Annotated in this window: 26 protein-coding genes; 11 read left to right on the plus strand and 15 right to left on the minus strand. The window is 41.7% G+C overall.

Annotated features, from left to right (window positions below; translation table 11 throughout):
• Positions 1-194 precede the first annotated feature (194 nt).
• The 3 genes from KO511_RS15325 to KO511_RS15335 all read right to left on the minus strand — a co-directional run bounded on the left by KO511_RS15325 (position 195) and on the right by KO511_RS15335 (position 3350).
• Complete coding sequence (locus tag KO511_RS15325) at positions 195-1373, minus strand: MerR family transcriptional regulator (RefSeq protein WP_215988279.1); 1179 nt, start codon at positions 1371-1373, stop codon at positions 195-197.
• Between the two features lie 311 nt (positions 1374-1684).
• Entirely contained in the window at positions 1685-2563 is an 879-nt protein-coding gene (locus KO511_RS15330) for a dihydrodipicolinate synthase family protein (RefSeq protein ID WP_215988280.1), read from the minus strand.
• A 10-nt stretch (positions 2564-2573) separates the two neighbouring features.
• Positions 2574-3350 carry an aldolase gene (locus KO511_RS15335; protein ID WP_215988281.1) on the minus strand — a complete coding sequence of 259 codons (777 nt, stop codon included), beginning with the start codon at positions 3348-3350 and terminating at the stop codon, positions 2574-2576.
• Positions 3351-3459: 109 nt separating this feature from the next.
• Between KO511_RS15335 and KO511_RS15340 the strand changes: the two genes are divergently transcribed.
• On the plus strand, positions 3460-4938 hold the full coding sequence (locus KO511_RS15340; RefSeq protein ID WP_354668168.1) for a PLP-dependent aminotransferase family protein: 1479 nt from the start codon (positions 3460-3462) through the stop codon (positions 4936-4938).
• Positions 4939-5063: 125 nt separating this feature from the next.
• On the opposite strand, the gene KO511_RS15345 is transcribed toward KO511_RS15340, so the two are convergent.
• From KO511_RS15345 to KO511_RS15385, 9 genes are all read right to left on the minus strand, one after another.
• Positions 5064-5801: a class I SAM-dependent methyltransferase gene (locus KO511_RS15345; RefSeq protein WP_215988283.1), complete on the minus strand. Its 738-nt coding sequence runs from the start codon at positions 5799-5801 to the stop codon at positions 5064-5066.
• A 305-nt stretch (positions 5802-6106) separates the two neighbouring features.
• Complete coding sequence (locus KO511_RS15350; protein ID WP_215988284.1) at positions 6107-7147, minus strand: nickel/cobalt transporter; 1041 nt, start codon at positions 7145-7147, stop codon at positions 6107-6109.
• Positions 7148-7215: 68 nt separating this feature from the next.
• Positions 7216-7938, minus strand: a complete 723-nt coding sequence (locus KO511_RS15355) for a DUF1007 family protein (protein WP_252724400.1) — start codon at positions 7936-7938, stop codon at positions 7216-7218.
• Positions 7939-7987: 49 nt separating this feature from the next.
• Positions 7988-8875: a DMT family transporter gene (locus KO511_RS15360; RefSeq protein ID WP_215988285.1), complete on the minus strand. Its 888-nt coding sequence runs from the start codon at positions 8873-8875 to the stop codon at positions 7988-7990.
• Positions 8868-10145, minus strand: a complete 1278-nt coding sequence (locus tag KO511_RS15365; protein ID WP_215988286.1) for an opine metallophore biosynthesis dehydrogenase — start codon at positions 10143-10145, stop codon at positions 8868-8870. Before KO511_RS15365 ends, KO511_RS15360 begins: the two co-directional genes overlap by 8 nt.
• Positions 10146-10931: a nicotianamine synthase family protein gene (locus KO511_RS15370; RefSeq protein WP_215988287.1), complete on the minus strand. Its 786-nt coding sequence runs from the start codon at positions 10929-10931 to the stop codon at positions 10146-10148. It lies immediately after the preceding gene.
• Between the two features lie 37 nt (positions 10932-10968).
• Positions 10969-11715 carry an ABC transporter ATP-binding protein gene (locus tag KO511_RS15375; RefSeq protein WP_252724405.1) on the minus strand — a complete coding sequence of 249 codons (747 nt, stop codon included), beginning with the start codon at positions 11713-11715 and terminating at the stop codon, positions 10969-10971.
• Positions 11716-11720: 5 nt separating this feature from the next.
• Positions 11721-12797 carry a FecCD family ABC transporter permease gene (locus KO511_RS15380; RefSeq protein ID WP_215988289.1) on the minus strand — a complete coding sequence of 359 codons (1077 nt, stop codon included), beginning with the start codon at positions 12795-12797 and terminating at the stop codon, positions 11721-11723.
• Positions 12798-12800: 3 nt separating this feature from the next.
• Complete coding sequence (locus KO511_RS15385; RefSeq protein WP_215988290.1) at positions 12801-13910, minus strand: ABC transporter substrate-binding protein; 1110 nt, start codon at positions 13908-13910, stop codon at positions 12801-12803.
• A gap of 189 nt (positions 13911-14099) precedes the next feature.
• Between KO511_RS15385 and KO511_RS22545 the strand changes: the two genes are divergently transcribed.
• The 6 genes from KO511_RS22545 (at position 14100) to KO511_RS15415 (ending at position 17921) form a co-directional block, all read left to right on the plus strand.
• On the plus strand, positions 14100-14288 hold the full coding sequence (locus KO511_RS22545; RefSeq protein WP_354668169.1) for a DUF535 family protein: 189 nt from the start codon (positions 14100-14102) through the stop codon (positions 14286-14288).
• Positions 14257-14415 carry a DUF535 family protein gene (locus KO511_RS22550; RefSeq protein ID WP_215988292.1) on the plus strand — a complete coding sequence of 53 codons (159 nt, stop codon included), beginning with the start codon at positions 14257-14259 and terminating at the stop codon, positions 14413-14415. The genes KO511_RS22545 and KO511_RS22550 overlap by 32 nt, the downstream gene beginning before the upstream one ends.
• A 322-nt stretch (positions 14416-14737) precedes the next feature.
• Complete coding sequence (locus KO511_RS15400) at positions 14738-15937, plus strand: aminotransferase class V-fold PLP-dependent enzyme (RefSeq protein WP_215988293.1); 1200 nt, start codon at positions 14738-14740, stop codon at positions 15935-15937.
• Positions 15938-15951: 14 nt separating this feature from the next.
• Positions 15952-16626, plus strand: coding sequence for a class I SAM-dependent methyltransferase (locus KO511_RS15405; protein WP_215988294.1), 675 nt, complete (start codon positions 15952-15954; stop codon positions 16624-16626).
• Between the two features lie 527 nt (positions 16627-17153).
• Complete coding sequence (locus tag KO511_RS15410) at positions 17154-17573, plus strand: hypothetical protein (protein WP_215988312.1); 420 nt, start codon at positions 17154-17156, stop codon at positions 17571-17573.
• A gap of 30 nt (positions 17574-17603) precedes the next feature.
• A complete protein-coding gene (locus tag KO511_RS15415; RefSeq protein ID WP_215988295.1) occupies positions 17604-17921 on the plus strand; it encodes a heavy metal-binding domain-containing protein in 318 nt (105 codons plus the stop codon).
• 95 nt (positions 17922-18016) lie between these two features.
• On the opposite strand, the gene KO511_RS15420 is transcribed toward KO511_RS15415, so the two are convergent.
• The 3 genes from KO511_RS15420 to KO511_RS15430 all read right to left on the minus strand — a co-directional run bounded on the left by KO511_RS15420 (position 18017) and on the right by KO511_RS15430 (position 19551).
• Positions 18017-18286, minus strand: coding sequence for a hypothetical protein (locus KO511_RS15420; protein WP_215988296.1), 270 nt, complete (start codon positions 18284-18286; stop codon positions 18017-18019).
• A 97-nt stretch (positions 18287-18383) separates the two neighbouring features.
• Positions 18384-18782 (minus strand): ACT domain-containing protein, encoded by a 399-nt coding sequence (locus KO511_RS15425; RefSeq protein WP_215988311.1) that lies wholly within the window; start codon positions 18780-18782, stop codon positions 18384-18386.
• Between the two features lie 61 nt (positions 18783-18843).
• Positions 18844-19551 carry a substrate-binding periplasmic protein gene (locus tag KO511_RS15430; protein ID WP_215988297.1) on the minus strand — a complete coding sequence of 236 codons (708 nt, stop codon included), beginning with the start codon at positions 19549-19551 and terminating at the stop codon, positions 18844-18846.
• Between the two features lie 208 nt (positions 19552-19759).
• Between KO511_RS15430 and KO511_RS15435 the strand changes: the two genes are divergently transcribed.
• The 4 genes from KO511_RS15435 (at position 19760) to KO511_RS15450 (ending at position 23761) form a co-directional block, all read left to right on the plus strand.
• A complete protein-coding gene (locus KO511_RS15435; protein ID WP_215988298.1) occupies positions 19760-20569 on the plus strand; it encodes an SDR family NAD(P)-dependent oxidoreductase in 810 nt (269 codons plus the stop codon).
• Between the two features lie 121 nt (positions 20570-20690).
• On the plus strand, positions 20691-21416 hold the full coding sequence (locus tag KO511_RS15440; RefSeq protein ID WP_215988299.1) for a transporter substrate-binding domain-containing protein: 726 nt from the start codon (positions 20691-20693) through the stop codon (positions 21414-21416).
• A gap of 167 nt (positions 21417-21583) precedes the next feature.
• Positions 21584-22504, plus strand: a complete 921-nt coding sequence (locus tag KO511_RS15445; protein WP_215988300.1) for a 2OG-Fe dioxygenase family protein — start codon at positions 21584-21586, stop codon at positions 22502-22504.
• 117 nt (positions 22505-22621) lie between these two features.
• A complete protein-coding gene (locus KO511_RS15450) occupies positions 22622-23761 on the plus strand; it encodes a sugar diacid recognition domain-containing protein (RefSeq protein WP_215988301.1) in 1140 nt (379 codons plus the stop codon).
• Positions 23762-23856: the final 95 nt, after the last annotated feature.

A 23856-nucleotide genomic window follows, 5' to 3' on the forward strand; every position in this document is an offset into this window, starting at 1 on the left:
CAAGTTTGAAAAGATATAGAGTATTTGAACTAACGGACTTTGGGGCAAAAGCATTCTAGATCTGCACTACCAAGGTGTCGGTTTACCAAGCAATTTGTATTTCTGGGCTTGGCGGTATTGCTGCCCCAATTAAAGGGGGCGAACCTTACTAATCACAAAAATCGCTGATACAGCCAGCGGTTTCCTAACTAGAGCTAGCGGTTTGCCCTCAATACAAAGTATTGATAGGTAAAGTCTTTAGCAGCGCTTTGCTCATATATTGAAATCTCTTTCTCGATATCTGCAATGGCTTGAGAATTGGGCATACTAGGTTTCAACCCTTCAATTCTTTGCTGGAGAGGCAGCCAGTAGTTTTTCCATGCTTTAATATCTAGTGAGAAATGCTCCATAACCTCATAACCCTGCTGCTTAAAAAGCTTGAGCCGCTCTGGTATCGAGCTAAAATCCGGATAATCTGCCAGCCAAAATTTCATGGCGTCATCATCTGGAGTATCTGTCAGCCACACCAAATCACTCACCATCAGCATACCTTGATCTTTTAGTAGCGGTTTCCACTGCTTTAGAGCGTTTTCCATACCCATAATGTACACGCAGCTTTCGGCCCAAATAGCATCAAAGCTTTTCTCCTTAAATGGCAGCTCCGTCATTGATGCACAAACTGGAGAGATTCGTTCCTCAAACTTCAAGCTTTGTACTCTTTGGTGAAGATGCTCAATGGCCATGGGTTCGTTATCGACGGCCGTAATATGCGCTGTACTATTTTCGGCAAGAAGTATGGTCGATAGCCCTTTACCAAATCCTACTTCAAGTATTTGGGACATTGACTCTGGCGATATCAAAGATAGAGCTCTTAAAGAATCCTGTGTACTGCCTGGGGCCCATCGCTCTAATGTTTCAAACACCATCATAAAATCTTGCATATAAGTATCGTGTTGGTTCATATCTTTTGATAACCATTTTAATCTGAGGGCTTCTTTCTCACTGTAGCCCTGTGCATGTAACCAATTGAGATAAGCGTTAGGCGCATTTTTACTGAGAGATTGATGTAACTCTCTTTGTGAACCTTTTCCAAGCAATGCCATCAGTAATTCACGAGCATACTGCTTTTTCTCAATCTCCTCATTGAGTTGATTTAATCGACTCTCCAACAAGCTTTTATCCAACTTCGCTTGCAAACATTCTTGGCACTCTTTGAGTGAAAGGCCTGCACTTTGCAGTTGCTGAATAAGAATCAATCGCTGAAGGTCGCCTTCACTGTAATAACGGTATCCATTATCAAGGCGCTGCCCCGTCACTAACCCCAGTCTTTCGTAATAAAGCAAAGTAGTGCGAGATACCCCTACCTTTGCTGCCAGTTCTGATATTAGATACATGTTAAATACAACCCAATTGTGTTTAATCTAGAGAGAGTATGAAGTGTAAAGCGGTAGACAGGTCAAGTAGATTAGCGGAATTTTTAATGTCGATTGGATAACAGGCGACGAAGTACAAGATCTCACCTATAAGGTCAATGTTTAACCACAACCATTGATTGCAAATTAAGTTCATTTGGTCAAACACATTTAGACTATGTGAGCTTAACTTTATAGATTGACTCTAGCTACAGCTCAACTAAAGAGCATAAACCCAGATTGAGAGATCTGGGTTTATTATTGCAAATAAACAACACCTTCTCTTTAATAGCCTAACTGTGGCTATCCATAAGAGATTGCAACAAGGTGATTTCTTCGACCGTAGCACCTCTCAAAGGGCGGCGGGGTAAACCCGCAGAAATACCTTTTAGTACCAACCCTGCTTTTATGGCTTTAGGGATGCCACCGGAGACAATAAAGTTCAACATGGGGAGCTGCTGATAAAATATCTCTCTTGCTTCATCAAGTTTACCTGCGACAACACTTTGGTAAAGTGCCTTGGGTTGTTTGCCAATCAGGTTGGGGGCAGCGGAGCACCAGCCTGATGCTCCTGCGCAAAGAGCCTCTAGGGCCAGAGGATTACTGCCATTAAAGAAAGGCAACTTGCCAGAACTCAGGGTATACAACTTGTGCATACGCTGAATGTCTCCGCTGCTCTCTTTCACCATGGTGACATTGTCTATTTCATTAAACATCTGAACCAGCAATTCAGGGGACATATCAATGCCGCTGGTTGCTGGATTATTGTATATCATGATAGGAAGGCCGATGGAGTCAGATATTTCTTTGTAATAATTAAAAATTTCTTTTTCGGTCAGCTTCCAATATGAAACGGGGATAATCATCACGGCATCGGCGCCGATAGACTGCGCATATCTTGCTTTGCTGATAGCCTGTAGAGTCGTTAACTCAGAAATACCCACGATTACAGGCACTCGACCTGCGACAATTTTCACCGTGAAGTCAGCGACTTGACGCCACTCTTCTAAGCTCAAATAAGCACTTTCTCCTGTGCTACCCAATGGCGCGATAGCGTCGCTGCCATTTTGAAGAAGAAGTTCCAGCGTCTCACCAAGAACATCAAAATTGATGCTGCGCTCATCGGCGCTGAATGGAGTAATTGGATAAGAAATAATACCAGATAGTTTCACGTTGTTGTCCTTATATACAGTCGGAATGAGTTTTCAGTACTTGCCTTACGTAGTAAGCAAAATTCACTTTGTTTCGTTTGTCTGTGGATACCCAATCGTGAGCTTCATTAGCGAGTGCTGGTGGAATGGGTTGGATCTGCCCAGCTGCCATCGCGAGCAATTGCAACTTTGCTGCTCGCTCAATCAAAATGGCGAGGTTGCACGCTTCTTCAATGGTTTTTCCTGTCACCAACTGCCCATGATGAGAGAGCAAAATGGCTCGGTTGTTTCCCAGCGCATTCGAAATAAGGACACCTTCTTCATTACCTACAGGGACGCCAGGCCAGTCACCCAGGAACGCACAATCATTGTAGAGGCCACACGTATCCATATGAGATATCGTTAATGGAACTCTAAGCATGGAGAGTGCGGCGACATAGGTTGGGTGGGTGTGAATGATGCAATTCACTTCGGGGTGTTCTTTGTATACCCAAGTATGAAAGCGATTGGCTGGGTTGGCCATCCCTTGCTGGTCCAGTGGCTCCAGATCTTGGTCTACTTCAAGAAGATTATCAGCGGTGATTTCATCAAACCCTAGACCAAATCTTTGAGTAATGAAGGTATCTGGTTTATCTGAGCGACAGGTGATTTGTCCTGCCAGTCCTGAATCATGCCCCTTGGTGAATAAAATCCGGCAGGTTAATGCAAGCTTCTGCCGATCGGTTAAATTAAGATCAGGGATGGTGGCATTCATACTGTTCTTGGCTATTTCCATTAGGGCTTGTTTACTGAATGTGTCAGTCTTCATTATCTTTCCTCCCAAAACTGTTGCGTCTTCTAAATTTCACTCTCATAATATTGACTCTCTGGACCCTTAGTAACCGCCAGATTATCTTTCCTTACTGGTCCAGATGGAGGTGTGTTTGTTACGTCCTTGGCAGACTAAGATTTGGCTTTCACGCAGAAGTGGAGAGTCCATTTATACAACGCTGAGTAATCAGATCGCAGAAGACATTTGTTCTGGGCGTTTGGCTTCTGGTCACATGATGCCAGGCTCTAGAACCTTGGCGCTACAATTGGGGATTAACCGTAAAACGGTTCAGCAAGTCTATGAAGAGCTGGAGTCTCAAGGATGGCTGGTTTCCAAACCACGTCGTGGAACCTATGTGGCTGAAATGTTGCCAGAGCTGTCTTTGTCGTGTGAAAACCAAGAGTTAGTAAGTCGTACACAAGCCGCTTTGACCACGGGAAACTCGTTCGAAGAAAAACTGCTTTCATCCCATAATGCGATGGAGTCCAGTTCTATTAATGACGGTGTTCCTGATACGAGGCTGATTCCATTTGAACTGCTGTCACGTGCTTTTCGTCGAGCAATAGTACAAACGAGCAGACAGCCTTATTTGGGCTATGGCGATCCCAAGGGCACTGACTCTTTACGCCAATCACTCCAGCATATGCTCAATATGGATAGGTTTATGAATGTCACGACAGACCAGATTTGCGTTGTCCGTGGTAGCCAAATGGCGATTTATCTCTCATCAAAGGTAATGGATCCTGCGCAAGGTGTCATGGTGGTTGAAAGCCTTTCTTACTCACCGGCAGTGGCTGCATTTGAATCCAACGGATTTAACGTTGTTCGATGCCGACAAGATGAGCGGGGATTGGATGTTGAAGACTTGGAAAAGATCTTATCGTGTTATCAAGTTGCGGGTGTCTATACAACGCCACATCATCAATACCCAACGACAGTCAGTCTAACCATGGATAGGCGCCTTAAACTTTTGCAGCTCTCCAAACTGCATGGGTTTGCTATATTGGAAGATGATTATGATCACGAATTTCACTATGAGAGTCGCCCAATTCCACCGCTAGCCAGTCTCCCAAATAGTGAGAACGTAATTCATATTGGGTCATTATCGAAAGTATTTGCCCCTGGATTAAGGCTTGGATACATGGTGTCCAGTCCGGTATTTATCAACCGTGTTGCTAAGGAAGTTACCCTGATTGATAGGCAAGGCAGTACGGTAACTGAACTGGCTGTGGCGGATCTGATGCAATCGGGCGATGTCAAAAGACACATTCGTAAAGTTCGTAAGGTATACCAAGCTCGGCGAGATCATGCAGCAAGTGAATTACAGCGTATTTTCAACGACAATGTTTCGTTTCGCCTACCGCTGGGTGGGTTAGCACTATGGATCGATATTTCGCAACTGTTGACAGTTTATGGTGATGATAAGTCAGAAGATTTTTTATCAAACTTACCCGTTTTATCAGGCAGCAAACTGTTTACCAGTGCAGAGTCAATATTGCCAGCACACGTAAGATTTGGTTTTGGTGCACTGACAAAAGGTGAAATTACCACTGCTCTGGAACAATTTGCTGGGCAAGTGATGTGAAGGCGATGAAAAAAGAAGTTCAGGACGTACACCAAAAGAGCTACTAGCCTAAATCGACGACAATATTTCTCAAATGTTTTGGTTCGTCAAAACAAACCGAAAGTGCCAAGCGTTGTGAATCCGTCTTAAACGCTATGTTTAGTGCTTCGGGTTGTAGAGTGGATGAACAAGTACAGAGCAAAACCCATTGTTTCGCGCCCCCACTTCAAATACGCATCTTTCCAATATCGTCTTGTTTTTACTTTGTCCAATAACTCTATATTTTCAGGGTCTAGCAGCAACGCTCGTTCGGATGCGAGCCAAAACGAACTTTCAAAAGTGTCCCAATCTTCATAGGAAGCATGAACGACATAAACGCATTCGAGGCCTAATTGATTTCCTGCTTCTATATTTTGAAAGTTTGACCGTAATTCTAACGGATCAATTCCTGTTGCTCGTAAGTACTCTTTATCGGGTTCTTTTCGCCAATATGCATCACCAAGTACAATGACGCCATCGGAAACTATAAGAGATTTCATGTCAGACAGTGCATTGTCTAAAGCTTCACCAACATCACCAAAAGCATGAGTAGAGCCTAAACTAAAACACACATCAAATGCGCCTTTAGGCAGCTCAACATCTTTGAATGCACCAGTATGAAAGGTAACTTGATCTAAATACGAGTCCAAATTCTCCTTTGCTTTAGCCATTTCTAATTCGTCTATTTCAATGACAACCGCCTGGCAGTTAAACTTGTCTAAAACCTTTTTAATTAATTCACCATTCCCGCAGCCAACATCTAAGACTAAAGAGTCCTCATTGAGCCATAGCTCATCTAGCAAGTTATCTATACAGCTTGTGTTAATAGGATTGTTATATTTCACAATTACCCTCCATGGAATCTTTTAATTCAGACACTTAAAAGAATTGTTGAGATCACGAGTACCTTATATTCTTAATACCAGTCAGTCTGGTTTTTCTATAGGCCCAACTTTCGGTAAATCTACCATAATCCACTAAAAACTAAAGTAAATGTATCATGTTGTTCATTCTGTCATCACGTAAAAACATACCAGCGTGTTATTACTTTCTGATAAAGAACGTTATTTGACCTGTAACGCTAATCGCCCCAATTTGGGGCGATTATTCAAGGTAGATTTGGTTTTCTGTGGCGCTAATCCATCGCTTGCTAGAGCACCTGTGACATACCTGTATCTTGGCTACTAACCAATAATAAGCCGATGGCGATTAGGAGTAAGCCACCAAAAAGCTGCACGTAATAGCCAGCAAGCTGCCATGGCGCCGTTTTGTCACTGCTGGTTGCAGCAAGGTAACGTTTGACTATCTTCTTACTGGTCAAGGTTAAGATCGCAATGATTGAGGTTGTCAGTGCGGTTCCACCAGCCATGGCAAGTGCACTCATCACGCCTAACCAATAGGTGCCTACCATATTGGCAAACAACAGCGCCATAATAGCACCAGTACATGGCCTAATCCCTATGCTCGCAACAATACCAACGTATTCCCTCATCGTTGATGCCTCGTTAATCGCATCTGCACCGGCTACATGTTGGTGCCCACAGCCACATTTGTCGTGAGAGTGCTCAGTGGTATGCAAAACGCTTTGCGGCATAAGTAACGAACCATGGACATTCATCGACATCTCTGGCTGCGCGGCAATTGGTGTCAATGCTTTCACTTTCAGCTTAGGCACTCGAATAGCTCGATAAATCTGCTTGCTCGCTTTCCAACAAATCAGAAGGCCAAGCACCACAACCAAAACAAAGCTGAGCGCGACAAAGGTAGCCGCTTTTTCATTCACCACTCGCATTGACGCATTAAAGCCCCAAATTAAAACACTCACCAACAAGATGGCAACCAAGGCTTGGCATATGGCGGAAATAATGGTCAGCATCAGACTCGCTCTTACTTTTGCTGGGTGCGTCGCTAAATAGGTAGACACGATCACCTTGCCATGGCCAGGCCCAAGCGAATGAAGCATCCCATAAAGAAAGCTGAATCCAACCAAATAGCTACCCGACACCAGTGGCTCACTTTGCGCGCTGTAGAGCAGGTCAGCAAGTTGGCCATTCACTTCTCTCTGCCATTCAATGGCCGCCAACACCAACGAGGGCCAGATGAGCCATACCTGATAGGCACCGATCATTAGCATCAATAAAGAACTGCTAGCAACTAACCAACTTGTTTTTATTTTTTGACTTAGTTTCATAGGACTAAACCTTTTTATATTGCAATGAAAATTCACGCTTTGGAATTAAAAGAGACACTCTGTGACCACTAACTAGCGACCAGAGCACAATGCATTTTCACCATCTGCGTGAACAACTGCCCAAGGGTATTATCAGGATCTGAATCAGCAGGTAATGACATGGCATACATCATTTGCTTAGAAGTAGGATGAGGCTCCACAAGCTCCAGCTGACATTGTTGTGCTAAGCCTTTAGAGAGAACAATGTCTGACTTTGAACGCCATGCCATATCAACATAGTAACTAGAGTCAAACACCAATAAACGCAGTGTGTCCCTTGTTAATGATTTGGGTTTGGCGAGCGGAAGAGTGAAACTCAGCTTTAGTTTTGACTTTTCACGCTCTAGTTTTTGGTCAAGAGCAAGGTGATATTTGATCGGCGTTTCACCATCATAAAAATAAGTAAAGTAATGTTCACTTAACATGTTTTTCACAACCGTTTTAGCAATCTTATCTAAAGTGCTGTTGGCATTTTTCGGTGACATATCCTCCCCATCAAGCAGATAGGCAGACGTCATAGAATCAAACGTCCACTCCATTTTCAGGCCACTGACAATACCATTCTCACCTTCAATATACGTTTTCATGTCTACCCAAGAATGAGGGTGAGCATTTAGAGGTGCTGAAATATATAGTGCTATCAAAGCAACTAAACCGGACAACCTATAACGCCCAAAAGATCGAGCCCACTTTTCAAATGTCAAAAAATGCATCAACATTACTCCTTTTTCTATCTTAATGAGATTACTCATACCCACTCCTTTGCGACACAACATCCATATTCCGTATAACACCACTTTTTTAACTCGCGCGAAGCGGCTTGTCTTTTTCACTCGCTGGCAAGGAATTTGGGGTACTGGTTTTTTTCCAAGACAATGCAATACAAGCGACCACAATCAGGCAACCACCGAACACTGTCATCCAACTAGGTACCTCTTGCCAAAAGATAACACCCCAAAGCACATTAAATACCAAACCGATATAGCGAGTGCCCGCAACCACTGCGGCGTTTTCATGGGTAAAGGCCTTAGTTAAGAAGATTTGACCGATAAGGGACACCACACCAATTGCGACGAGATAAAACCATGTCTCACCCTTTGGAATAATAAAGTCATCTTTCATTAGGTAAGCGGATACCAGCATGGCCGTCATTAGAAAATAAAAAACGATTTCATAGGTATGGTGGCGCTTACTCAAATGCCGAATAGTGATGGATGCACCAGCGGCAAAAATGGCACTGGCTACACCGGCTAAAGCATATATATTGAACGATTGGTATTCGAATGGATTAATCACTAATCCAACGCCAACGAGTACCAAGGGAAGCAGAAATTTGGCTTTAGCTGGTAATCGCTCTCCCAACAAAAAATGCGATAGCATAATCACAAAAAAAGGCGACAGATAAGCCAAAATTGCTGCATCAGCCAATGGAATATGCGCAATGGTGTACACAAATGCCAATAAATAAAACGCGCCGAGTAAGCCTCGAAGTACTAACAGAGAGACACCAGTGCGAGAGAAAGACACCTTAGCTTGCCACATTAAACCTAAGATCAGCACGCTGCCAATGGCACTGCGAAAAAAGACAATTTCCGCACTTGGTATAGTGATGCTTGCAGCCTTAATCAGCGCATTCATCACGCTAAACACAAAGGCCGAGAAAATGGCAAGTGCCACACCTTTATTCATGATTCACTCCTAGGTCAGAAGGCAGCCATGCGAGGCCTTGACTCGCTTGGTCTTGATTGGATTGGGTAAACGGGTTTTCTAGACCTTGATCAAGTAACCATTGCTCAAAAACACCCAGCACTTGGCTAATCGAAGCACAATCAATACCGCAATAACTCGACAGAGATTGCAGCCAATACAGTGCTTGTAAGTCTTCACTTGGAATTCTGGGCCAATACCCTTTTTCAAGATTACCTTTGGCAAAAGGCACCGCCGAGAAATCAAAATACCGTCCACCCTTATCTGGAGTGGAAAAAGGATCAATTAAGATCGCGCTATAACGCACATACAGACGATATTCTTGTTCAATAGGCATGCAGTCCGTAAAGGTATCAATTTGATAACGAGACAAACTTTCTTCACGAACAGGATAATTATCATCGTTTAAAAACTGTAATAAGTTAAATGACTCACCGCCAAGCTTTTCAATCAACGAAGACATATCTCGCCACAACAGGACTAAGGTTTGCATCGTAAATGTCGTGATCGGCCCCTCAGGGAATAACTTGTACATGTACTTTTTATCCCCCCCTACGCTAAAAATATGATCAAGCGAAAAAGGGTTAATAAACAGTGCTGAGTGGACATAAAGCGTAATATTACGTCCTTCGACACTAAATCCATTTTTCAATGTCTGAATTTGAGAATCGACCTGATTTAATGCCTCATTAAACAGAGAGAGAATTCCATGTTTATTCTGGCTAACATAGGCATAAACCCGTTTTTTAACCGCCTTAGTGATCACTCGTAGTGTATGTTCTTTTTGCTCAAATTTCGTTGCCGCAAAGTAGTTAGAAAACACCAGTACGCTGGGTGTTAACCCATGCTGATCAAAAAAACCTTGAGTAATTTGATGACCACCAAACCAGGACGAAAGCAGAACTACTTCTTTTACTTGCGTCAGACTGTCTACAGGTAACCCCTTTAAGACCGACACCAAAGCATAGGCGGGAGTGGCAATAATAATACTATCCCACTCTCCTTCAACAAGATCGAGATCTGGGTATACAGAATTAATACATGCCGACTTTACAAAGCAAGACAAGTTATCTTTTGCTACGTCAACTTGGACGGCTTCACCATCCTGTAACCGCTGGGCACGGGCTTGCCAATGGGCAGAACGCCGACTAACCATGCCAAGGTGAGAACAATGTGGTCTGAGTAAGGCGGCGGTTTGAAACGCAGCTGGCCCTGCCCCAACGATCAATAATCGCCCCAATTGATGAGTCATTTACATTTTCTCCATTACCACTGTATCATAAATGGACGCTTGATTATTAAGACGACGCGTCCCCCAACCTTCCATCAGTTCTGGATTAAATGGGTAGTTAAACGCAGACTTAATTCCATTACCAAAGCGTACCAACACGCGATGAGAAGGGGTTAAAAAGGGTTTCAGACGGTTCAATATCTCCCATTTATGCTCGACTAACGAAGCAACCAATATATGAGTCGGCTTAAAATCATGAAACTCGGCGAGCAAGTCCTGACAACCAAAGCTGGTTGGCAGTGCATCATGATCAAGATCGTTAGCCATACTCACTGCGTGCTCATCAATATCAACGCCGTGTACAGCCGCGCCGGTCAGCTTTGCTATGGTAAACGCAGACAAAGGGTAGGATCCTGAACCGATAAACAAGACTCGAGAGTCCGGTGTCACACTGGCACTATCGAGCTCGATATGTACAGTATTAGAAAGCCGATTTAGGTAGTCGGTGATATCCAACTGATGAGACTTAGCGCATTTAGACTGGTGCTTTTCTAACACACATAGCGCTCGAATCGAGGTTTCACGCAAGCGCTTCAGTTGTCTATCGTGTTCAGGGTGATGTTTAAGCTCATCACTTAAGTCTTGTATAGATTCGGTCATTATCCAAGCGCAAAGATCATCCAACTTTTTTTGCAGCAAAGTAAAACAATCACAACTCTCGACACTGTATTGAGTGAGCTGTTCTATCTGAGATTCAAATGTCGAAATAGCCACTAAGAGTTCATAATGGCGATACATCATCGGCATACGTTTTTCCTTGTATATTTTTCTGTTTATATGTTGGCTAAAGACAATTTGGCGTTACATGGAGATGGCCTTTACTGCACCGGCCGACATCCACATCGACTTGATACACCCGGCTAAGGATCGTCTCATCAAGCACTTCTCTCGGCGCTCCCGCTTTTTGCACTTTACCTTTATCAAGCAAAAGTAAGTGATCGCAGTAACGCGCAGCCATAGATAGATCGTGTAATACCGCGATGGTGATGCATTGGTGTTCAAGCGTGTAGTCCCGCGCTAAAGCTAAAACTTGCACCTGATGTTTAAGATCTAGCGCACTGGTTGGCTCATCTAAAAGCAAAATGGATGGGCGACCAACTAATGCCTGAGCCATTGAGACCAACTGCTGTTGACCACCGCTTAAATGAGAAAAGGTACGAGTGGCAAGATGAAGCAACCCAAGTTCTATCAAAATAGATTCAGCTCTCTGTTCCTGCTCCAGAGTAATGCGCCAATTCAGCGAATGTACCAGCCCCAACAGCACGACTTCAATCACGGTAAGCTGACTCGAAGACTTATTGAGCTGACATAAATAGGAATAACAAGTACGCGGGATACTTTGTCCATCATCTAAGAAGGCACCAAGCGTGCCTGTACTAGGAACCAGCCCCATCATAGTTTTTAACAAGGTGGTTTTCCCTGCTCCATTAGGACCTAAAATGGCTGAAAACTCGCCTGATTTAAATGTCGCGTTTATCGGTGTAAGTATCGATTTTCCACCCATATTGACCGCAACATCATTGAGCGACATATGCTTCACAAACTCCCCCGACGGTTAAGTAACAAATAAAGAAGAAACGGCACGCCAACTAAAGAGGTGATAATACCTATTGGAATAATTGTGCCAGGAATGATCACCTTGCCAACCAAAGAAGACATACAAAGTAACAGTGCGCCCATGAGTGTCGACAAAGGTAAATACATGCGCTGATCCTCACCCACTAGCAAGCGAGAAAGGTGTGGCGCAACCAACCCAACAAAGCCAATGGTGCCTACAAAAGATACCGCGCCTGCGGTAAGCAGTGAGCATAGTAAGAACATCTCTAGTCTAAGCTTTCGAGTATTGACTCCTAATGCTTGAGCCCGTTCTTCTCCGGAAGAGAGGGCCGTTAATGCCCAAACTCTTGGAAGAGAAAACACCAGACCAATCACCAGTATTACTCCTGCAACAGCAAAAGAAAGCCAAGACGCTTTTAATAAACTACCAAATAGCCAAAAAACGATTTGCTGGAGCACTTCAGGAGAGGCGAGATATTGCACTAAAGATTGCAGCGCTTGAAAGAAAAATAACACCACAATTCCAGCCAGTATTAGAATTTTGGCATCCATATTATGTGAACGACCAATAAAATAAATAGCCATGCTTGCAAGTACAGAAGCGGCAAAAGCCGCTATCGGTACACCGAGCCAAGCCAGTCCGAAAATTGAGAAACCAGTTAACAAAGCCGTCGCAGCACCAAAACCTGCAGCAGCAGAAATACCTAGTGTATACGGACTTGCCAACGGATTAGCCAGCAAGGTTTGCATCAAACCTCCCGCAAGCCCCAACGATGCTCCAACTACCAGACAAGTAAGAGTAACTGGCAGCCTCAAATGCCAAACAATCGTCGTGGATAACGCTGTTCCTTCAGTGCCACCAAGCAGAGCATCAACAACACGCTCTAAGCTTATCCAAGAAGACCCCGTGCTGATATCCAGCAAGATGGCAACACAAAGAACCATAATGGCGATCAATAAAGCACGATATCTTTTCTGCTGAATCTTTCGATAAATACCACATTGGTGCGTATTCGCCTCATCGCTGTGAACACTAGCTTCCGCGTTGTCTAACATGGCTTAACTATCCACCTTGATCATAAACGTTCCAGAAAGTTTTTGCGGCATATATTGCTCAAAGAAGGCTTGGTGGTGTGCCATAGGATCCACGTCCTGAAATGCTTCCGGATAGATAGATTTAGCAAGGAACTCAAGAAATATGTGATCGTAGATGGTGCGCGTACCAGAATGGTACATACCAAAGACTTGGCCTTGCTTGACGGCTGTTATGTGTTGCCAACCAGCCCGCTTAAGATACGGATGATAAGTCGCTTGTGCTTGTTCTGATTTGGTTCCAAAGCCTAACAAAGCACTCGTATTATGCTTAGCCCAATGTGCTCCAGAAATAAAAATAACTTCAGGGTCTTGGCTTAACACGTACTCTGGTGTGAGATGTGCTGAGCCATCGATTTTTCCATTTGCAATGTTGTTAGCCCCTGCGATATTAAGCAGGTTTCCCCACATCGCATTCGCATAAGACTTACCATACTCCGCAGCTCCACCTGTACCAATTTCTACATAAACTCGTCTTTGTGGATGCTTGCTCAGATACTTAGCCACACGCCTTTGTACATCCTTGACCGTTTGCTCATAATCTTGAGCAATGGCTTCAGCGCGCCCATCAGTTCCCATAACTTTGCCTATCACTCTGGCGCTTTTTAAATGCCTTTCTAGTGTTTGTGCATTAAAATCAACCACTACAACTTTAATACCGCTTTTTTCAAGCAGAGCAACCTTGTCACCTAACGCATCGTATTGCCATGCTGCTAACAAGGCGACATCTGGTTTGGTGGTGAGGAGCTTCTCAAAATCAAAGGTTCCGGTATAAATGGAGCCAGAGTCTGTGATGGTTTCAATTTCAGGAATAATGTCACGGTACGTTTGCCACTGAGACTGGCGATAATCTTGCCAAGAATGACGCGGGAAAATAGCCACTTTCTTATAAGCATCAGGGCCAGCTAGGGCCAAGTAATCTTCAAAATAGAAGCCTAAGAATATGCGCTCAGCAGGCGCTTCCAAAGTGACATGCCGACCCAGCACATCTTCAACCTCGATTTTGGCCAAGGCTGGTAGGTTAAGGCCTAACAAGAGAGTAACGAGCAAAATGCACTGATATATCGCCTTTTTCATTTTCAATACTATTCAATAATCACCATCGAATGAAATGTTATATCATAACATTATAATTTGGAACAAGTTTTATAGTTCATAACATTCAAATAGATTATCAAAATGCATTCGCGGGCATATTAGTGATACAAAGCAAACTTATCGCTTATGTATAACTTTGTCGTAAGCCTCTGACAAACCAAAGCGCTTATTGTTGAACTGATCATAATGTTTTCTCGCCACTTTGGTTTATCGAACGCCTATTGTGTCACCAACAAAGGCCATGTCTATAATGCGTCTAATTACAGAAGTAGAAGACAACGCAAAAAAATGATGTTTGACTATGACGCATTCTGCAGCGAAATAAGTGGCATTAAACAAAATCCCTATCAATTTTAAACCGCCAGTAGAGAGTATTCGCCGAGATTTAGACGCTCTGAACCGGACAAAGAGAAAAATGTATCGTAAGCGCTACGAAATGCTCGACCTCTACGAGGAAAAAATTAGGGCATCACTTGCGGCGTAAATGTCTGTCTAGCGCATTTTAGAACAGGCCGACCTTATAACTATTCAGCCAATATTCAACCTACCTAAAACCATCTACCCACTAAACTCCTTTAGTGGGTATTTATTTCCAATAAATACGTCATAAATTTAAGGATAGTTTAATTAAACGGGTGATACTTATAATTCAAACAAAAATAGTAATGCCCGTATTATCTCAAATTTTTTCGCAGCTACTGTTTACTTATCGTTTCAACTACATTACTCGTGATAGGATAGAAAATTAAACAAAATCATAACATTAATAAAGCCTGCCTAGAAGAAAACGAAGTGAGAACAAGATAATGACAACACCTTTCGATATCCGTCGAGCTCGCAGCGAAACTTTAGCCGCTGACAGCATAATACATTTTAACAATGCGGGCTCTTCTTTAATGCCGACACCAGTCAGTGAATCATTACATCAGTACTTGAATGATGAAGAGAAATATGGTGGTTATGAAACAGCTGAACTATATACCGAAAAGCTGAATAACTTTTATCATAACGCAGCCAAACTTCTCAATTGCTCTGCCAATGAAATCGCCTTTGTAGATAGTGCAACGAGGGCATGGGATTTAGCTTTCTATTCCTTTAAGTTCCAACGGGGAGATAAAATCCTTACTTCCATGGCTGAGTATGGTAGTAACGTTATCGCTTATATCCAACAAGCCAAGCGATATGGTGTAAACGTTGTATTTATACCGAATGATTGTCATGGACAGGTAGACACACAAATGCTGTCCAGTCTTATTGATGAACAAGTCAAATTGATTTCGATTACTCACATACCCACTGGAGGTGGGTTAGTAAACCCTGTCAATGAAATTGGACGAATCGCCAAAGCGGCAAATATTCCTTACCTACTGGATTCATGCCAAGCTCTTGGGCAAATACCCGTAGATGTCGAAAAAATAGGCTGTGATATTTTATCTGGAACTGGTAGAAAGTATTTAAGAGGCCCGAGGGGGACAGGACTTCTTTATGTTCGCAGTACACTACTCGAAAAGCTAGAGCCTCCAATGCTTGATCAGCATGCCGCGACCCTAATGTCACCCACAGAATTTCAGATTCGCAGTGACGCCAAGCGATTTGAAAACTGGGAACAGTTTTGTGCCGGAAAAATTGCACTAGGAGAAGCAATAAAATATTCGCTAGATTGGGGATTACCTGACATACAAGCGAGAATCTATACACTGGCCAACACGTTAAGAGAAAGATTAAAAAGCATAAAAGAGATTGCCGTTACCGACCAAGGTATTGAGCAATGCGGCATTGTAACCTTCTACTCAAATACACTATCGGCTAGCGCAATTCAAAAAGCGATGCGAATTAGAGGTATCAATGTCTCGATATCTAAAGGGGCAGGTAGCTTAATCTCATTTTCTGATCGTGGACTTGAAGAAGTTGTTCGAGCGTCTTTGCATTACTACAACACCATTGAAGAAATTGATACTTTCATACAAGTGATACGAGAATTAAACCATTTTGATAATAATGAATAAAACAGGGAAAATATATGAAGCTCGAGCACGTGGTCCCTTGGGGACGAACTCTTGAAGAGTATCAACAAATGTTCAACCTAGGTGAAGAAGATAAACATAAAAAGATTCTTGGATGTGGTGATGGCCCTGCAAGCTTCAACGCTGAGCTTACTCAGATGGGCGGGAAGATAGTATCCATCGATCCGATATACCAGTTTTCTAAGCAGCAAATTAGTGACCGAATAGAGCAAGTGCGGCCAATAATTATGGAACAAATCATCGAAAACACAGATGATTACCTATGGGATCAATTTGGCTCACCACTTCATTTAGAACAAACCAGACTGTCAGCCATGAATCACTTCTTAGCCGATTACGATAAAGGTAAAGCAGAACAAAGATATGTCCACGGCTCCTTACCTAAGCTTAATTTTGCCGATAAAGAGTTTGACCTCGCACTATGCTCGCATTTTCTGTTTTTGTATGAAGAGCATTTTTCTTTGCAAGATCATATTCAGTCAATCACCGAATTAGTCAGAGTATCCCAAGAAGTTCGGATCTATCCCCTACTATCTCTTCAAGGAACACAGTCAAACTATCTGACCTCTACCATCGACCACTTCGAACGCTTAGGGGCAAAAGTCGGGCTTGAGGAAGTCAGTTATCAATTTCAAAAAGGAGCCACAAAGATGCTGGTGATCGCACCGTGATTAAAGCCTTTTTATTATATAATTATCTTAGTTAGGTCTTAAAGCACGGATAAATATATCTAAGACTTGGACAATGCCAATCCACAACTGGAATATGACATTGTCTCAACTGGCAATTCATCTTGACGGGCGCTTAAATGACGTCTTAGATATCTAGCCACAATTAGCTGACATAGAATTCTGAACACCTTCAAGATTTTCAATGCCCTCTTTACAAATCAAAAACATTTATTATTCATTATCTCAATCCATGAAGATTTATGCTTTAAGATAAACTCCATTTGGCTTGGTACAGTAGATCCTGCTATTGTTTCTCCAATCATAAATAGTCCATTATGCCCTTGAAAACTATATAGCGCTTCATACATCCCTTTTCCTTCAGCGCTAGGCAAAATTTGAAAGCCTAAACTCCACAGCTTTTCTTCAACGATATTTTGAAGTGAATATATTAGCTCTGCTATTCAACATTGCAAAAACCTGATAACTCGATAATATCTCGACACAACAGTAAACTTGAGCCTATATCTATGAATAGAAAAAGTCGTTTTGTATTATGGACTTTAATCGCGTTAAGTCCCTTAGCCGTAGCTAACACGGTTCACACTTGCCAAGATCTTGTAGGTCAGTGGCAATCACCAGATAGTAGCCATAGCTACACTATGAACATATTGCCTACAAACAAGGTGTGCGGCGACAGCTGCGTAGAATTTGACGTCAGCTATACGCTTGATGCCCAACAAACCAATAGACTTGTTTGTTATGAGGGACAAGCAGGTGTACCTGATAAAGTACCTATGGTGTTATCCTTTGAGGGAAAATATGGGGGCCACTCCATCGGTTCCTATAATAGAGATCTTGGTTTAATGTGGACAGGCGTTTTAGCGAAAGACAGCAACAAACAATGGCAACCCAACATGCAAAGTTACTGGTTCTATAAAACCAAATGACTTAGTTTTAATACTATTAAAGGATAGTCAATGATATACACAACCACAGAAACGATTCCGGGCAGAGAGATTGAAACCGTGTTAGGCATTGTGAATGGCAATATTGTCCAATCCAAACACGTTGGACGAGACATTATGGCCGGACTTAAAGGCATTGTCGGTGGTGAGCTGAAGGGCTACACTGAAATGTTAACTGAAGCGCGTGAAATCGCTATTGAGCGTCTCGTCCAAGATGCAGCTAAGCTAAATGCAGATGCCGTAGTCGGGATTCGCTTTACCATCAGTGCTATCACTGACGGAGCATCAGAACTTATGGTGTTTGGAACTGCGGTCAAGCTTAAAGCTTAAAGCTTAAGCAAAGCTAGTATAGGCCCAAGCATTAAGCGCTTATCGGGCCTAACATTTAATCAAGTATCAATGGGTTAATTGGATTTTTTCTTTTTTTAAAAAATGGATTTATACACTTCGATGAAAAAGTTAGCGAGAGCACTTTCAGGATGTGAGTTTGAATATTCTTCTATGACATGAATAAAATTAGATTTGTATTTTTCAATGGCTTCTTCACTCGATTGCGCGATTATCACATCGCCATCAACTTCAAAACCAGCCTTTATCATTTGTTCCTTCTCAGCCAGAAATGTTTCATTTTCCATATTAAGGTAAGTAAAGTTTTCTCTACCAAACTCTTGATTATAATAAAACTGAAATTTCATATTATTATTTAATTTCCATTAAAAATTATATTCAAATAGAAACCTTGTAAAGCGCTTTATTCATTGATAATGTTTAGTTTATAAAGCATCTTTAGCTCTAGTCCTGACTAAACTCCATCAATGCCGAAAGCGCAGCATTTGCTTTACCTGTTTGAACAAAAATGTGGTCGTGATAATAAGCTGCAATCACATTAGCGCTGATGCCTTTTGATGCTAACTTGGTCGATACTGCCGCGGTAAGGCCAACCGCTTCTAAGCTCGAATGTACTGTTAATGTTATTTGGCTATATGAGCCTTCAAAGATTAAATTCTCTTTTTCCGCAACACTCCGCTCAAGAACAAGCGTTAAGCCCTCTGCTTCTATAAAGCTTGCTACTGGTTTTAACTCAACATAGTCTTTGAGTTCCCCCTCTACTGTACAAAAAACAAATTCAGCATCTTTCAGTTTGGGCCGTATCGAACAAAGTAATTGATCTAAATCTGTAATGCCTGACATATTTGATATCTCTTTAATAATCGACTTAATAGGCATATTAAAACACATGTTTTTTGACATGTCAGGAGTTCTTATATTTCGCTCTTAAATCGTCTTGTATGCCTTCTTCAATCAATTTATCCAGTACTTTTTGAAGTTTTTCAATCGTCTCATCATCCACTTGTCTGTTACAAGCGAGTCCCATTTTAAGGGCAAATATATCTAACACTTTTTCTATCGGCTGACCTTGTTCCACCATAGTGAGGTAACGAGATTCAGCTAAAGCAACCATATCTACTCTGCCAGCAAGTAATTTAAGAATCGATTGGTCAGCGTTAGCTGCGCTATCAAGGCTAATAAAGCCCTTACTTTTTAGATATGTTCCTGCAACATCCTCATTTTGGATACCAATTCGATATTTCATCGCATCCTCAAGTATGTTGACATTAACCCTACCTTCTTTAGATTTAACCAAAATTGACATATTCAGTGATAAGGGTTCAACCCATTTAAATAACTCACTTCTTTCCTGAGTATGAGAAGTGGTAAAAACACAAGTGTTCGCTTCAGTTAGTGCTTTGTTGTAAGACCTTGCCCACGGGAAGACTCGCATTTCATAATCAATTTGTGCGATATTCAATATTGCCTCGACTTGCTCGGTAGCAATCCCCTTCAAACTTCCATTGTCTGTATAGCTCAACGGCGCATACTCTTCAGTATTAATGATGAGTTTACTCGACGCTGAATTGGCAAACAGAGCCATAAATAGACTAAAAAAAACAGATTTCATACTGTTCCCTACAGGTAGTTCCTTCAATTTCTATAGACGTAAAAAGCCCTATTCTCAATATTTATACTTCTCGCATACTGGCAAATCGCGTTCATTGCAGGCAAAGAATTCCATTCCATGAGCAGAAAGAAAAAGCCTAACTCGCAACTATTTCTAGTAAAGTTCTATAATTCGCTAAGTCAAAAAAAATCATAAAAAGAGTCTTATTATGCAAAAAGTCATACTTATTACAGGGTCGACAGACGGTATTGGCTTGGAAACCGCTAAAACACTGGTCACTCAAGGTCATCATGTGGTCGTCCATGGCCGCAATGCGTCAAAAGTGGTAGACGTAGAGAAAACGCTAAACATAATTGGAAAGGGTAACGTTGAATCGCTTGTTGCAGATTTATCCTCCTTTGATCATGTTTACGAGATGATTAATACAATAACCAGCCGCTTTACAAAAATAGATATACTTATCAATAATGCTGGCATTTTTTCAACTCAAAACACTAGGACTGAAGCAGACCTAGATGTTCGCTTTATGGTGAATACCATTGCTCCATACTTAATCACTAAGATGATCCAACCTCTTTTAAAACCACTCGGTCGTGTAGTAAACCTCTCATCAGCAGCGCAAGCATCAGTGAATTTAACCGCTTTACAAGGCGAGCAGCAACTTAATGATGGTGAAGCTTATGCCCAAAGTAAGCTTGCTCTAACCATGTGGTCACAGCAACTAGGGCTTGAATGGCAAAATACTGGTCCAATGGTCGTAGCGGTTAATCCGAAGTCTTTCTTAGGTAGCAAAATGGTCAAAGATGCTTATGGGGTAGCAGGTGGGGATATCCAACAAGGTGTAGATATTTTAGTCAAAGTTGCCCTCTCAGATGATTTCTCTCAAGCATATGGCAAATATTTCGACAATGATATTGGGTCTTTTACATCACCACATCGTGATACTTTGGACAACATGAAAGTTAAGGCAACAATAATGGCGATAAACGACATTGTCTCAAAACACGGTGCCCCCTAAGTTCAAGCTTCTCGAAGAATACATGCAAGTACTATCTCTGGGCAAAAAAACATTCTAATTTATTGCCTAAACTAATAAATAAACCAATGGTTTTATTATAACAATGTAATGTGGGTACACAATGAAGGGAATTATAATTAGCTTATTCGTTTTGATATACAGCCCGTTATCTCATGGAAAAGATCTCGTGATTGGTGTGGAAAATATTGATTATCACCCTATCTCCTCGATTAAGTCCGGTGAGTATGCTGGCTATGCAAGAGAGCTGCTTGACCATTTTGCAAAACAATACCATCACACCATAACATACCGGCCACTACCCATTGTTCGTCTTTTTCATGAACTTGTTGAAGATGAAATAGATTTAAAATTTCCTGACAACCCAAACTGGGCAAGCGATTTTAAACAAGGCACTGATATAATATACAGTCAATCAGCATTGAGCTATATCGATGGTATAATGGTTTCAGCCGACAAACTTGGTCAAACTAAACTCAAAACTTTAGGTATAGTAAGGGGGTTTACACCTTATGCAGTCATTGATGAGGTGAATAAAGGGACAATCAAGGTTAAAGAGTTCAACAGCATTAAAAATCTTATTAGCATTTTTCTTGTTAGAAACGATGTAGAGGGAGTGTATTTCAATACTGCCATCGCAAGCTATACCATGAGATCACTTGGGATCGATGATGAAATAATTGCTTATGACCCTTCTCTGCCACACATCAATGGTGATTACTTTCTATCGACAATAAAACACATAGATATCATTAAACAATTTGATGAATTCTTGGAAAAAAATGCTTCGTTTGTTAAAAAGCTACAAGAAAAATACGGGCTCAATTAAAGAGCTCTAAACAAGTTTATTTTACCAACAATCTCACTAAGACTAAATAGGAAGTCATTGCTCAATTACATTCCTTGTACATTCTTTTGCCCGCAAAATTCACAAATCCATTTCCTAAACAAATGAAAATAAAAAGAAAAGTAGCCATAAGTCTTTAGGTGAATACAATGGCGAAAAATTTGTCACCCAAAGAATACAATTTGATAAAAGGATTAATCATTTTGACTATTTTAAACGGTCCAATCGAGGTCTTCTCAGAAAAATCATGCTCTGGCTTACTTAAAGAAAGTTATTTAAAATTATTCCAACAGGCCCCTTGGGATAAATACTTACATAGGCAGTGCCAACTAGACTGGATAGCAGACAAAGAGCCTATGCTTACTGTTCAAGATAGGAACGAGTTTTACCTTGGTATTTTGACAGTGGAAGAACTGATTAAAAAGTTGAACTTTAGTGCCAATTTTGAGGACGTTAAATACGCCATCGAAATGATAAAACCCTCCAGAAAAAGATTTATTAGCAGCGCTATCGCAACCATCATTGACGGCAATATAGCTGGCTTCCAAAGGATTAAAACCAAACCATTTGGGCAAGCTTTGGCAGATATTGTAAATAGCGAAAAAATCGATTTCAGAAGCTTACCACGTGTCTTTACAGAATTACCGCAGCAGTATTTTAACGATGACCTTGTACGATTTATCGAGTCCAACATCAAAAGAGCGGTGCACAGTAACCCTAAAGTAAAGATGTTAAACATCACTATTCATCATACTTGCATTGTCTGTGACAAGGATAATTACGCGACAAACTCTCCAGAAGGTATCCACCAAGATGGTAGCGACTATTTAGTGTCGGCTTATGTACTAGAGCGTGTGAATATAGAAGGTGGTGCTAGTGTAATTTTTGGAGAAGATAAATCAACAGAAATACTACGTACAACTCTAGATGCAGGATATGGCATATTCCAGCCAGACCTCAACACTGACTTATGGCATTATGTAGAGCCGATCAAAGTGTCTAAAGGGAGATCCTCCGGCTGGCGCTCTTCTGTCGGTTTAGATCTAGATATTATGGAGCTACACCCATGAATATTCAGTTTAATTAAGACTGCTACAACCTTTATTGTTGATTCAAAGCCGACAACCCCGACATGAGATATGCTATGTTAGCTCTAGTGATCCCCCTAAGCTAAAGCGCCCTCAAAGATGCAGTTAAATACCTTAATCGCAAGACAAATTGTTGAGCGAGCAACCAAAATCATTCAGTACCCTGTTAATGTCATGGATGAGAATGGACAAATTATCGGCTCTAGTGACCAAAGCCGGTTAAACAAAGCCCATGACGGCGCTTTATTGGCCATTCATGATAACCGCACCGTCGAAATTAGTGATGAAGTTGCACATACTCTGGTTGGCGTCAAAGAAGGAATCAACTTACCCATTTTACATCAAGACAAGGTTATTGGCGTCGTCGGTATTTCGGGCAATCCTGACGAAGTTCGACGCTTTGGCGAAATGGTCAAAATGACTGCGGAGTTGATTGTCGAGCAAGCTGATTTAATGGCTCAGATTCAATGGAATAAACGTCATCGAGAAGAGCTCCTTTTGCAGCTTATTCAAGGCTCCACATTAAATGAGACGCAATTAATATCCATTGCTGAACGATTAGACCTGGATCTCGCTCAGCCAAGAGTTGCTGCAGCGATTAAGGTGATACCAAGACAGGGGCAGCCTCTAACACTAGAGCAGCTACAAAAGCTGGTTCATCTACTGGAATACCCTGAACGAAATAATATAGTCGGAATTGTGTCAGTATCGCAAAACGAAGTTGTGGTACTCAAACCCATCACTGTAGTTAAACAGTCATGGAGCAAAACAGAAGAGAATAAAAGAGTCAAACGCCTGCTCAAAAGAATCAGCCAAGAAACAGATTTTTCAATTCAAATTGCCATAGGGGACTATTTCCCCGGCTTAATCGGCTTGTCTCGTTCTTACGAAACAGCGAAGGCTACCTTATCTTGTAACAGTGGCAAACAAGCTATCCTTTTTTATCAAGATCATAAACTATCGGTACTCATCGATGGCCTTATACAGGACGAATGGCGCAAAACACAAGTCAGCCAACCCATCCATCTCTTGAGACAAAAAGACGGTAAAGGCATCCTGATAAAGACTTTAACTGTGTTTTTTGCTCAAAATTGCGATCTTGCTCAAACTTGTGCAGAACTCCATATCCACCGTAATACACTAAGATACCGCTTGGGAAAAATAGAGCATATAACTAGCTTAAAAATCAATAATATAGATGAAAAAACTCAGCTTTATTTGGCTTTAAAATGTACGTGATCACCCTATCATCATTGTGCATAAATACAAAAAAATATCATTAGCGAGTGGTAATATTGTCAATTTGCCTAAAGATTTCTTCTCACTCAGCTTTT

It is taken from the genome of Vibrio hepatarius, from assembly GCF_018860525.1.
GTDB lineage: Bacteria > Pseudomonadota > Gammaproteobacteria > Enterobacterales > Vibrionaceae > Vibrio > Vibrio hepatarius_B.

Excerpts from the sequence above, each read along its gene's own strand:
- KO511_RS15325 (WP_215988279.1), bottom strand. The coding sequence starts at position 1,373 with ATGTATCTAATATCAGAACTGGCAGCAAAGGTAGGGGTATCTCGCACT.
- KO511_RS15335 (WP_215988281.1), bottom strand. The coding sequence starts at position 3,350 with ATGAAGACTGACACATTCAGTAAACAAGCCCTAATGGAAATAGCCAAG.
- KO511_RS15350 (WP_215988284.1), bottom strand. The coding sequence starts at position 7,147 with ATGAAACTAAGTCAAAAAATAAAAACAAGTTGGTTAGTTGCTAGCAGT.
- KO511_RS15355 (WP_252724400.1), bottom strand. The coding sequence starts at position 7,938 with ATGAGTAATCTCATTAAGATAGAAAAAGGAGTAATGTTGATGCATTTT.
- KO511_RS15360 (WP_215988285.1), bottom strand. The coding sequence starts at position 8,875 with ATGAATAAAGGTGTGGCACTTGCCATTTTCTCGGCCTTTGTGTTTAGC.
- KO511_RS15365 (WP_215988286.1), bottom strand. The coding sequence starts at position 10,145 with ATGACTCATCAATTGGGGCGATTATTGATCGTTGGGGCAGGGCCAGCT.
- KO511_RS15370 (WP_215988287.1), bottom strand. The coding sequence starts at position 10,931 with ATGCCGATGATGTATCGCCATTATGAACTCTTAGTGGCTATTTCGACA.
- KO511_RS15375 (WP_252724405.1), bottom strand. The coding sequence starts at position 11,715 with ATGTCGCTCAATGATGTTGCGGTCAATATGGGTGGAAAATCGATACTT.
- KO511_RS15380 (WP_215988289.1), bottom strand. The coding sequence starts at position 12,797 with ATGTTAGACAACGCGGAAGCTAGTGTTCACAGCGATGAGGCGAATACG.
- KO511_RS15385 (WP_215988290.1), bottom strand. The coding sequence starts at position 13,910 with ATGAAAAAGGCGATATATCAGTGCATTTTGCTCGTTACTCTCTTGTTA.
- KO511_RS15400 (WP_215988293.1), top strand. The coding sequence starts at position 14,738 with ATGACAACACCTTTCGATATCCGTCGAGCTCGCAGCGAAACTTTAGCC.
- KO511_RS15405 (WP_215988294.1), top strand. The coding sequence starts at position 15,952 with ATGAAGCTCGAGCACGTGGTCCCTTGGGGACGAACTCTTGAAGAGTAT.
- KO511_RS15410 (WP_215988312.1), top strand. The coding sequence starts at position 17,154 with ATGAATAGAAAAAGTCGTTTTGTATTATGGACTTTAATCGCGTTAAGT.
- KO511_RS15415 (WP_215988295.1), top strand. The coding sequence starts at position 17,604 with ATGATATACACAACCACAGAAACGATTCCGGGCAGAGAGATTGAAACC.
- KO511_RS15420 (WP_215988296.1), bottom strand. The coding sequence starts at position 18,286 with ATGAAATTTCAGTTTTATTATAATCAAGAGTTTGGTAGAGAAAACTTT.
- KO511_RS15425 (WP_215988311.1), bottom strand. The coding sequence starts at position 18,782 with ATGTCAGGCATTACAGATTTAGATCAATTACTTTGTTCGATACGGCCC.
- KO511_RS15430 (WP_215988297.1), bottom strand. The coding sequence starts at position 19,551 with ATGAAATCTGTTTTTTTTAGTCTATTTATGGCTCTGTTTGCCAATTCA.
- KO511_RS15435 (WP_215988298.1), top strand. The coding sequence starts at position 19,760 with ATGCAAAAAGTCATACTTATTACAGGGTCGACAGACGGTATTGGCTTG.
- KO511_RS15440 (WP_215988299.1), top strand. The coding sequence starts at position 20,691 with ATGAAGGGAATTATAATTAGCTTATTCGTTTTGATATACAGCCCGTTA.
- KO511_RS15445 (WP_215988300.1), top strand. The coding sequence starts at position 21,584 with ATGGCGAAAAATTTGTCACCCAAAGAATACAATTTGATAAAAGGATTA.
- KO511_RS15450 (WP_215988301.1), top strand. The coding sequence starts at position 22,622 with ATGCAGTTAAATACCTTAATCGCAAGACAAATTGTTGAGCGAGCAACC.